This is a genomic window from Paenibacillus faecis (assembly GCF_008084145.1).
Classification (GTDB): domain Bacteria; phylum Bacillota; class Bacilli; order Paenibacillales; family Paenibacillaceae; genus Fontibacillus; species Fontibacillus faecis.
Genome location: NZ_VSDO01000001.1, coordinates 1,502,087 through 1,512,183 on the forward strand (window position 1 = coordinate 1,502,087; position 10,097 = coordinate 1,512,183).

General features: G+C 57.6%; 6 protein-coding genes. 1 reads left to right on the forward strand and 5 read right to left on the reverse strand.

What is annotated here, in order from left to right; genetic code table 11:
• Positions 1 to 46 precede the first annotated feature (46 nt).
• Positions 47 to 1,465, forward strand: coding sequence for an erythromycin esterase family protein (locus FRY98_RS06835; RefSeq protein WP_148450926.1), 1,419 nt, complete (start codon positions 47 to 49; stop codon positions 1,463 to 1,465).
• 138 nt (positions 1,466 to 1,603) lie between these two features.
• Here the strand turns inward: FRY98_RS06835 and pgmB are convergent, their stop codons facing one another.
• The 5 genes from pgmB to FRY98_RS06860 all read right to left on the reverse strand — a co-directional run bounded on the left by pgmB (position 1,604) and on the right by FRY98_RS06860 (position 9,692).
• Complete coding sequence (pgmB, locus tag FRY98_RS06840; protein WP_148450927.1) at positions 1,604 to 4,624, reverse strand: beta-phosphoglucomutase; 3,021 nt, start codon at positions 4,622 to 4,624, stop codon at positions 1,604 to 1,606.
• 68 nt (positions 4,625 to 4,692) lie between these two features.
• Complete coding sequence (locus FRY98_RS06845) at positions 4,693 to 5,787, reverse strand: carbohydrate ABC transporter permease (protein ID WP_148450928.1); 1,095 nt, start codon at positions 5,785 to 5,787, stop codon at positions 4,693 to 4,695.
• Positions 5,787 to 6,869 (reverse strand): carbohydrate ABC transporter permease, encoded by a 1,083-nt coding sequence (locus tag FRY98_RS06850; RefSeq protein ID WP_148450929.1) that lies wholly within the window; start codon positions 6,867 to 6,869, stop codon positions 5,787 to 5,789. The genes FRY98_RS06845 and FRY98_RS06850 overlap by 1 nt, the downstream gene beginning before the upstream one ends.
• Positions 6,870 to 6,878: 9 nt before the next feature.
• A complete protein-coding gene (locus FRY98_RS06855; protein ID WP_225039222.1) occupies positions 6,879 to 8,303 on the reverse strand; it encodes an ABC transporter substrate-binding protein in 1,425 nt (474 codons plus the stop codon).
• 384 nt (positions 8,304 to 8,687) lie between these two features.
• Positions 8,688 to 9,692 (reverse strand): LacI family DNA-binding transcriptional regulator, encoded by a 1,005-nt coding sequence (locus FRY98_RS06860; protein WP_148450930.1) that lies wholly within the window; start codon positions 9,690 to 9,692, stop codon positions 8,688 to 8,690.
• Positions 9,693 to 10,097 lie beyond the last annotated feature (405 nt).

Consider the following 10,097-nt stretch of genomic DNA (forward strand, 5'->3'; position numbering starts at 1 on the left):
GTCCGATTTTTCTATACATATTCACTAACCATAGGGAGAGATTGAGATGACGTATTTGCAGAAAAAAACAGCAAGAACCCTCACCGCACTGCTGGTCACCGCCGTGCTGGCCGGGGGATGGCCGACGGCCGGGAAGGCCGCCGCCGAACCCTCCGTTTCCGCCCCCATCGCAGGGAAAGTCACGGAAGTGCGCACCTCCACTGAAGCGATTGCCGATTGGAAAAACTGGACCAAGGACCATGCCTACCGTCTGGAAACGATTCAGCCCGCCGTGGCCGGTCAAACCGCCAACTACGACGATTTGCAGATGCTAAAGCCGCTGCTTCAGGATAAGCGCATCGTTTTTCTGGGGGAAAGTTCGCACGGCGTAGGGGAATTCAACTCGGCCAAAACCCGCTTGATCCAATTTCTCCATGAGGAAATGGGCTATAACGTGCTCGCCTTCGAAAGCGGCCTTTCCAATACCGCATTCGGCTACGGGAGAGCCGGATCGGCCGGCGCCGAGGAAACGATGAAGAGTTCGATTTTCGGCGTATGGTGGTCCAAAGAAATTCTACCTTTATTCGACTATATCAAATCATCCACCCGGACGGAGAAGCCGCTCGTGCTCACCGGTTTTGACATGCAGCTGCAGTACCCGCTGATCGAAGGGGATTGGCTTCAAGACGCGGCGCTGGCGCAAAAGCTGAAAGAGGCGGAGGAAAAGCTCTCCGATTATTCCGCAACCGCCGACATCAAGGCTTATCAAAAGGAAAAAAGCCGGCTGATCTCCGTCTATAAGGAAGTTCTGAAATCGCTGAAAACGGAAAAGGTGCAGGCGAAGCTGAAGGAGCTATATCCTACGAATCCGAAGCTTCCGATTTTGATGGAACGCAGCCTGAACGACCGGATTCGCGTGGCGGAGGAATATGTCGAGCTGTCGATCCAGTCCAACGTCGAACTGGCGGCGGGAGATTATACGGCGTTCCTGAAATCGATGGAATGGCGCGATCAAGCGATGCTGAACAACCTGCTGTGGCTGGCGAACGAAGTGTATCCGCAGGAGAAATTCATCGTCTGGGGCCATAACGACCATATTCGCAAAGCCCAAAGCAAGGTCATCGGCACACCGTATCCCATCAAACTGATGGGCGAGATGCTTCCGGACGACTTTAAAAAGTATAGCTATGTCCTCGGCCTCTACGCCGCAAGCGGCAAAACCGCGGACAACACGGGGGCCGAGCACGATGTTCTGCCTCTGGAGCCGGGATCGGTGGAATCCATCCTGTCGGCGGAGGGCGCGCCTTATACGTTTATCGATCTGCGCTACCGTCAAAACGAAAGAGGCAACTCCTGGATGTTCGAACCGCGGCAAACGTACAGTTGGGGCATGATCCCGGAAAGTTTGATCGCGCGCGACCAGTACGACGGGCTGCTGCTTATCGACAATGTGCACCCGCCGCAGTATTTGCGGAACAAGAAATAGGACACGCGAGAGGATACGCCAACCGGAGCCAAAAAAGCCGCTTCACCCTCGATCCAACTTCGGATCTACAGGTGAAGCGGCTTTTTAGCGTTTGCGGCCGGCTGCGCGGCTCTCCCGCAAAGGGCCGCCGCGCGGCGCCTAGCCGAACAGCCCCAGCAGCCGCTCGGGGCTGAGCTCGGCGGTCGACGGCAGCAGCAGGTCGGCCTCGCCGAGCCGGTCGGCGCTGCCGATGCCGACCGCCTTCATGCCGGCGGCCCGGATCGCCGCCACGCCCGCGGCCGCGTCTTCGACGCCGGCGCAGTGCTGCGGCGGCACGCCGAGCATGTCCGCCGCCCGGAGGAACAGCTCCGGGTCCGGCTTGCCCTTGCGCACGGCGGCGGGATCCGCCACCGCCTGGAACCAGGAGCCGGCGCCCAGCCGCTCCAGAATCAGCGGGGCGTTCAGGCTCGCCGACGCCAGGCCGACGGCGATGCCCCGCTCCCGCAAGGCGGCGATGAGCTCACGGATGCCCGGCAGCAGGTCCGCCGGCGTGAGCCGGCCGATCAGTTCGCGGTAGCGCTCGTTTTTGCGCAGCGTCAGGGCGGCCTTCTCCGCAGCGGACCAAGCGCGGCCGCTCCGCTCCAGAATAATCTCGAGCGACTCCGCGCGGCTCACCCCTTTCAACCGTTCGTTCACCTGACGGTCAAAAGGGATGCCCAGTTCGTCGGCCAGCTCTTTCCAGGCGAGATAGTGCAGCTCCGCCGTATCCGTGATCACGCCGTCCAGATCGAAGATAACGGCCTCCAGCTTCCGGGCGAGCGAGCGCCGGATCGACGAGCCCGCCGCGGACAGCTCCAGCTGTTCGCCGCGATGGCGGAAGGTGAGGCGGTCGCCTTCCAGCAGCGTATACTCGACGGCTTCATGCCCGATTCTTACATCCAGCAGACAGCCGCGGTGCATGATCTTGAACCGCAGACTGTCCCACGGGGACGGCAGGGCGGGCGCAAACGACAGCACGCCGTCGCCGAACAAGCGGAGTCCGGCAAAGCCGTTCACCACCGCCATCCACGATCCGCCCATCGCGGCGGTGTGCAGACCGTCTTTTACATTCCCGTTCACGTCGTCCAGATCCATCCGCACCGTACGGTTGAAATATTTGTACGCCTCTTCCAGACGGCCGATCTCGGCGGCGACGATGCTGTGAATGCAGGGCGACAAGGAGGAATCATGGGTCGTCAGCGGTTCGTAGTACCGGTAATTGCGTATTTTGTCCGCCAGTGAAAACCGGTCGCCGAGCAAAAACAGCGCCATCACGACATCCGCCTGCTTCAATACCTGATGCCGATAGATGACAAGCGGATGGTAATGCAGCAGCAGCGGGTATTTGTAAGACGGCGTGTGTTCGAAATCCCATCGTTCCTTGCTCAAAAAGGTATCGTCCTGCGCCACGATGCCGAGCTCGGCATCGCCGGGAATATACATCAGATCCGCGGCCCTTCTCCATTCGGCCACTTCTTCCTCCGTAAGCGCCAGCTCCCGCTGCAGCCGCTCATAATCCACCGGATAATCCCGCCGCAGCTTCTCCGCCGTTTCGCAGGCGTAGTGAAGCTGCTCCCGGACCATCAGATTCGTATAGGCGTTGTTGTTGACTACAGCCGTATACTCATCCGGCCCGGTGACCGCGTCGATACAGAACGCGCCGCCCCGCGCGGGATTGAAATGCCCGAGGTCGGCCCAGAAACGGGACGTCTCGAACAGAATCTCCGCGCCCTTTTCCGCCAAATACCGTTCGTCCCCCGTCGCCAGCACATACTGCCGGATCGCGTAAGCGATGTCGGCGTTGATATGCGCTTGTGCCGTTCCGGCCGGGAAAAACGTGGAATTCTCCTCCCCGTTGATCGTCCGCCACGGATACAGTGCGCCTTTCTGCGCCATCTGGGCCGCCCGTTCCCGGGCCTTGCCCAGCGTGGCGTAACGGAAATCGAGCAGGGCGCGGGCCACCTCCGGCCAGGTGAAGGTGAAGAATGGCAGCATATACATTTCCGTATCCCAGAAATAATGGCCTTCATACCCTTCCCCCGACAAACCCTTGGCCCCGATATTCGTGATGCCGTCCCGGCCGGTGGCCTGCAGCAGACCGAAGGCGTTGAATCTTACGCCCTGCTGCATGGCCGGATCGCCCTCGATTTCCACGTCCGCACGGCTCCAAAAACGCTCCAGAAAAGCCCGCTGCTGTGCGGCCAGCGCTTCGAAGCCCAGCCGGTCCGCCAACTCCAAGGTTTCCGCGCTGCGACTCGGCAGCTCTTCCTCCGGATAATCGCGTGACGTGTGGTACGCGATATATTTGGTTAACCGGACAGTCTCTCCCTGGTTCAGATACAGCGTATACCGAATCCCGTCGCGAGTCCCGTTCGCGTATCTTTCCACCCGGCAGTCGCGCTCGCCCGGAGCTTCCAGGCGGTGGTACAAGCCCGTGAGCAGGGCAAACCGGGTGTTGCGCGTCCGGTGCCGCATCCAGCAGCCGGCTCCCTCCTGCCCGGCTTCCTCGAACAGCAGGCTGGGCTCGGTACGCCGCGCGCCCAGCCTCGGATCGTCCGAGCCTTCCGGCCCCGTCACCTGGGCGTCGATGAGCGAGGACAGCTGAATTTCGCCGGAGAAATTCAGCGCCTTGACCTCGTAGCAGAGGGCGGCCAGATGTTTATGCTCCAGCGAAACCAGGCTGCGGACCACGATCTCCACCCGGTGCCCGCCCGGGGATTCCCACTCCGCTTCCCGGCGAAGGAGGCCTTCCCGCATATCGAGCTCCCGGCCGTGTTTGTGCACGGAGCCGGTATGCAGATGAAACGGCTGCCCGGCGATGCACAGCTCTACGATCCGGGCATTGGGAACGTTGAGCATGGCATGATTGTGCGTAGGGTAGCCGTAGGCGACCTCCGGATAAATAACCGGCTCGGCATCGTAAAAACCGTTGAGGTAGTTGCCGGTGACGGAGGAGCCCTCCGTTCCGCGGTACCCCTCCTCGAAATTCCCCCTCATCCCGATATAGCCGTTTCCGAGGGCGAAAATACTCTCGCTCCGCTGTTGATTTTCCTCGAGATAAGCGACCTCTTTGATGCTCCATTCCGTAAAAGGATGCAAGGCATATGCGTGTGAATGTGCGTGTGCTTCGGGTTTCATCATTTTTTTCCCATCCTCATTCAAAGCTTCGTGTCTGTAGCGTCTGCGCTATGCACCATTACCCGCCGGTCTCAGCCCTTAATCGAACCGCCCATGAGGCCCCGGACGAAGTATTTTTGCAGCAGGAAAAAGATCGCCAGCGGCATCAGCATCGAAATAAACGCCGCGGAGGTCAGCAGGTGCCAGTCGTTGCCCCGGGAACCGACCAGGTCGGCAATCTTCATCGACATGACCTGTACGCCCGGCTGGTTACCGATAAAGATCAGGGATACCAGGTAATCGTTCCATACCCAGAGGAATTGGAAGATCCCGATCGAAGCGAGCGCGGGCACCGACAGCGGCAGAATCAGCCGGGAGAAAATCGTAAAGTGGCTGGCTCCGTCAATGAACGCGGACTCGAACAAATCCCTCGGCAGTTGGCTGATGAAGTTGTACATAAAGTAAGTCACCAGCGGCAAGCCGAACGCCGTGTGCGCCAGCCAGATGCCTAAGTAGCTGCCGTTCAGGCCGAGCGAGGTGAAATCCTTGAGCACCGGAATCAGCGCGACCTGCAGCGGGATGACCAGCATGGCGATAATGACGACGAACAGCGTCTTCCGCCCCGGAAAGCGCAGCCACGCAAAAGCGTAGGCGGCAAAGGAAGCGATCAGGATCGGAATCACCGTGGCTGGAACCGCGATCGTCAGCGTGTTCCAGAACGCTTGGGAAAGTCCGGTCCCTTTCTGCACGGATTCGCTGCCGTCGGGGTTCTTGAGCTTGTATTCCTTCCCGGACAATACGTTTTTGTAATTATCCAGCGTCAAATCCGGTTTGAATTCCCAGCCCCGCTCCATCACGCTGAGCGTCCGCTGCCGCCGGTTCTCCCACATCAGACGCTCCCCGTCGACCATGACGCCCTGCTTCAGCTGATCGTCGGTGAACGTCTTGCCGTTGACTTCAATCGGCTGGCGCAGGTCCAGATCTTTGGATAATTGAACGGTTTCGCCGGACTGCTTCCACGCCTGGTGCGGGAATACGTTCCACCAGCCGGTTTGCAGAATATCCGCGGCCGGCCGGAAGGAGGAGATGAACAGCCCCAGCGTCGGCACCAGCCAGAGGAGACAGATGAACCCGAGGACGATATTCACGATCGTCTTGCTTCCTTTTCGTTTGGCGCTGCGTGCCATCAGAATCCCCCCTGTTTGCGGAACTGCCGCAGATTCACGATGACGACCGGAAGAACGGCGATCAGGAGCACGATGGCCAAGGTCGAGCCGTAGCCGAAGTTCCGGTACATGAAGAATTGCCGGTAAAACTGCGTGGCGACCACTTCCGTATCGTACTGTCCTCCCGTCATGACCATGACCACGTCGAAAATTTTCAGCGTAAATACGATGATCGTTGTGGTTACGGTCAGTAGCGTCGTTCCGATATACGGAATGATGATGCGGAAAAAGATTTTGATCTCCCCCGCTCCGTCCACGCGGGCCGCCTCCAGAATATCGTCCGGAACGCCTTTGATGGCGGCCGAGAAAATCACCATCGCGAAGCCGGTCTGCATCCAGATCAGGATGAGGATCAGGAACAGGTTGTTCCACGGCTGTACCATACTCGTCCAGGCCTGCGGTTCTCCGCCGAAAAAGGAGACGATGGCATTCAGCAGTCCGATCTGTTCATCGCCGGGCTGGTAATAATATACGAACTTCCAGATAACCCCCGCAGCCACGAACGAAATCGCCATCGGCATGAAGATGATGGATTTCGCCAGCTTTTCGAAGCTGCTGCGGTCGGCCAGGATCGCGATCAAAAGCCCCAAGCTTACGCAGGCCAGCGTGCCGATAAACACCCACAGCAGATTGTTGCGCAGCGCGATTCCCATCAGCCGGTCGCTGAAGATGGCGGCGTAATTGGCCAGGCCGACGAACTTATCCGACGAGGCGTTGAAAAAGCTCAGGTAGAGCGTGCGCAGCGCGGGCAGCACCACCAGCCATCCGAGCAGAATCGCGGCCGGGCCGATGAAAATATAGGGCAGTATTTTTCTGCGCACTTTTTCGGGATACCGCTCCGCCGCCCAGTTCAGGCTCATGTAGATCAGGTAGACGCCCAACACGCCCCAGATTACGGCAAGCACCGCGGTGACGAGCGGATTCAGCGATGCATCGCGGAAGAACAGGAAGATTGCGCCGTGCACGACGAGGTTGGCCAAAAGGACCGCCGCCGAAACGACGACGGCCTTTGGACTTGTTCTCTGCTTGGCTTGAGTACTCATGGCGACCCCTTAGTTGTTCCAGCCGGATTGCATTTGTTTCAGGGCTTCGTCCAGTGATGCCGTTCCGCTCACATAGTCGGTCATCCCTTTCCAGAAGGTCCCCGCGCCCACTTTGCCCGGCATCAGGTCGGACCCGTCAAACCGCAGCGTCGTTGCTTCTTGTACGAGCTTAGCCATGCGGCGGTCCGATTCGGACATGTACCAGTCAAGCGGAGCGTCGTTCATCGGCGCGATCACGCCGCCGGATTGTACCCAGGATTTGATCGACTCGCCCGTCGTGAAGAACTCCATTACCGCGCGAACTTCCGGACGGTCGTTGAACATGGCGTAAATGTCGCCGGCCACGAGAACCGGTTTGCCGTATTGCTCATCGATCGGCGGCAGGTAGAACCAGTCGTAATCTTCATCCACTTTGGCCGTTTCCGGGAAGAAGCTGGTGATAAAGTTCCCTTGACGGTGGAGCCAAGCTTTTGGCGGGCTGTCGAAGAGGGGTGCCGCCGCATCGCCAAAGGCTGTCGTCACGATCGATTTGGTGCCGCCGTACACATAATCCGGATTCAGCCAAATACCGGACATGATTTCCACCGCGCGTTTCACTTCAGGCGAAGTAAATGGCAGCTCCCCTTTGACCCATTTGTCGTAGTTTTCGGGGGACGTCGTCCGCAGCATAATGTCCTCTACCCAGTCGGTGGCCGACCATCCCGTGGCCGCGCCGCTCTCGATGCCGATCGACCAAGCCGGATCGCCGTCCTTGGCGATTTGCTCGGTGAGGGTCATCATTTCATCCCAAGTTTGCGGAACTTCGTATCCGGCTTCCTCAAACTGCTTTTTCGGATACCAGACCAGACTTTTGACGTTGCTGCGGTTCCAGATGCCGGCCATGATTTTTCCGTCCTTCCCGTCCATGGTCGCCATGTCGAGCCAGCTTTGGTTATAGTTCGCCTTTAGCTTTTCCTGGTCGAGAACGTTGGTCAGATCGATCACCTTGCCGGTCTTTGCGATGGAGGCCAGCAGCCCCGGCTGCGGGAAGTCGGCGATATCCGGAGCGTTTCCGCCATCCACGCGGACGTTGATCGTCGCCTCGAATTCCTTGGACCCCTCGTATTGGATATCGATGCCGGTTTTCTCCTCGAATTCTTTGATGCTGTTTTCGAATTTGACCTGGTCGGCATCCACGAACGGTCCGAACATGGTCACTTTGGTGCCTTTATATTCGCCCTTCAGCGCCAGATCAAGCGGTGATCCCGTACCTTCCCCGCCGCCGTTCGCCGCGCCTTGATTGTTTCCGGTCGCCCCATTCTCCGCAGGTGTGGGAGCCGGGTCGTTCTTCGCGGCCTTGTTACCGCCGCCGCAGGCGCTTAACATCATCGTGAATGAAAGACAGAGTACGAGCAGTAATGCGAACTTGCGTCCCATCGTTTTCGTTTTCTTCATCCTTCAACATCCCCTTTTGATTATTTCGAGTTTAACGGTCAGATCTGAGGGTCTTGCGGTGTCGGCAGGCTAAAGGCGAATCACCTCCTTAAAGAAGTAAAAAACGGTTCCGAAAGCGGAGCTCTGATCTAGTTTCAAATCCCGTTTGTGTTTTGTATACGCTTTCATAATGTTGATTTACCCTCGCTTACTTCTCTTCCCGGCTGCGTGTCGTGCTGTACTTTGAAGCTTAGCCTAGAGTTGTGAAAGCTAGCCTGAATTTGCGAAAGATTGCAAAGCTTGCGAAAGACTTCAAAGTTTGCGAAAAGACGTAAGGAGAGTAATGGTTTTTTTGAAAAGCTTTTCAGAATCGCCGATATTCCGTGGAGAACACGGCCAAAAAGCTTATTTTTCCCGGGTGGATTCTCTTACAATCAATCTATGCTGCAATCTCTCCCGGGTGACTTGTACCCGGCCGGTCGCCAGCAATTCGTGAAGCTTCTCCACCGAACGGTATCCCATCTCGTACATGGGCTGGGCTATCGTCGTCAGCTTCGGGATGAACATGCCGGCCATCCGGACATTGTCGAAGCCGACCACGGACACCTGGCCGGGCACCAGAATGCTGCGGTCCTTCAGGTAGGAAATGACGCCCATCGCAAATTCGTCAGCCACGCAGAACACGGCCGTCGTGTCGGGGTATTTGGCGAACAGCTCCCGGGCCGCGTCATACGCATGCTCGAAGCGATGGCTCGCGAATACGATGTTGCCGCTGTTATGCTCCAGCCCCGCTTCAGCCAAAGCCCTGGCAAATCCGCGGCACCGCGGCGGCCCGGCGACCGAATTCGGATCGTTGAAGCCGATCATCGCGATTTTCCGATGTCCGAGCTCAATCAGGAATTTAACGGCGTCGTAAGCTCCCGCTTCGTCATCCACCTCGACGCTGGGCACCTCGTACTCGTAGGAGTGGGAGGACACCAGGACAAACGGAATTCGGTATCCCGCCAATTTCTCGTAATATTCCGGAATCAGCTTGTCGCTGGCAAAAATCACCCCGTCCACCTGCTTCTCATGAAACGCGTCGATGTAAGCCAGCAGGCGCCCTTCGTCCCGGTCCGTATTGCAGATCATCAGACTGTAGCCCAGCTTGATGCAGGCGTCCTGCATGCCGCGGATAATCCCGGCGTAGTACAAATTCTCGATGTCCGGGATCAGCAGCCCCAGCGTGTAGGACTTCCGGTAAATCAAACCTCTGGCAAAAGAATTCGGCTGATACTTCAGCTCCTCGATCGCCTCCAGCACCCGCAGGCGTTTGTCCTCGGTGACCGTATCCGGCGCGTTCATCACACGGGAGACGGTGCTGATGGATACGCCCGCCCGTTTTGCTACATCCCTTATCGTTGGTTTCATAATCAGGTCTTCTTCCTTTTTTGAAAAGCTTTTCAAGGGCATTATAGCAAACAGGCAAGGCGGATGGCAATAGATTTTTGAAGCGCTTACAAATTAATACCTAATAAAGCTATATAACAGGTAACAGGTGTGATTCGGCGGGCCAATGCGGTAGGGTGATGCGATAGTGCAATGCGATAGTGCAATGCGATAGTGCAATGCGATAGTGCAATGCGATAGTGCGATGCGATAGTGCAATGCGATAGTGCAATGCGATAGTGCAATGCGATAGTGCAATGCGATAGTGCAATGCGATAGTGCAATGCGATAGTACGATGCGATAGTGCAATGCGATAGTGCAATGCGATAGTGCAATGCGATAGTGCAATGCGATAGTACGATGCGATAGTGCAATGCGATAGTGCG